This is a genomic window from Acetobacter cerevisiae, assembly GCF_001580535.1.
Lineage (GTDB): Bacteria > Pseudomonadota > Alphaproteobacteria > Acetobacterales > Acetobacteraceae > Acetobacter > Acetobacter cerevisiae.
This window is the reverse complement of record NZ_LHZA01000006.1, coordinates 1-669: the sequence shown is the minus strand read 5'-3', so window position 1 is coordinate 669 and position 669 is coordinate 1. Positions and strand designations below refer to the sequence as shown.

The 669-nt window shown below is 51.0% G+C and carries 1 protein-coding gene; it reads left to right on the top strand.

Annotated elements, in window-relative coordinates:
* Positions 1 to 669: flavin monoamine oxidase family protein (locus AD928_RS14535; protein WP_209436613.1), on the top strand; the 669-nt coding region annotated here is incomplete at both ends.

Genomic DNA, 669 nt, shown 5'->3' with positions numbered 1-669 from the left:
AACCCCGGCCCATGGCGTATCCCGTATCACCATCAGGGTCTTCTCCACTATTGCCGCGAATTTGGGATTGCATTAGAGCCGTTTGTGCAGCTCAATCACAATGCATGGCTTCATTCTTCTTCAGCATTTGACGGTAAACCTGTCCGATACCGTGAGTTTGCGTCTGACCTGAATGGCTATACGGGGGAATTGCTTTCTAAGGCCATCGATCAACATAAACTTGATGATGTTATCACGCATGAAGAGCAGCAGCATGTTCTTGCAACCATGCGTGGCTGGTCGGGGTTGAGTGATAAAAACACATGGGAGGCTGGGGCACGGTCCTCATTGCGCCGTGGTTACGATAAAATGCCATCAGCAGGTGTAGAGGGCGCTCCGACCTATTCAAACCCTTTGCCGCGAGCCGAGGTGATGAAATCCGGCCTCTGGCGTTGGATGGCTTTCCCCGAGGCTCTTGATATGCAGACGACCATGTTCCAGCCCGTGGGAAGAATGGACCAGATTGGAAAAGGCTTTGCTAGCAGAGTAGGGGACCTGATTACTCTTGGGTGTGCCGTGACAGCCATTCATCAGGACGAACACATGGTGAAAGTAGCTTATAAAGATTGCCAGAATGGGAATGTCTTGCGGGAAGTAACTGCGGAGTATTCTGTCTGTACTATTCCGCTT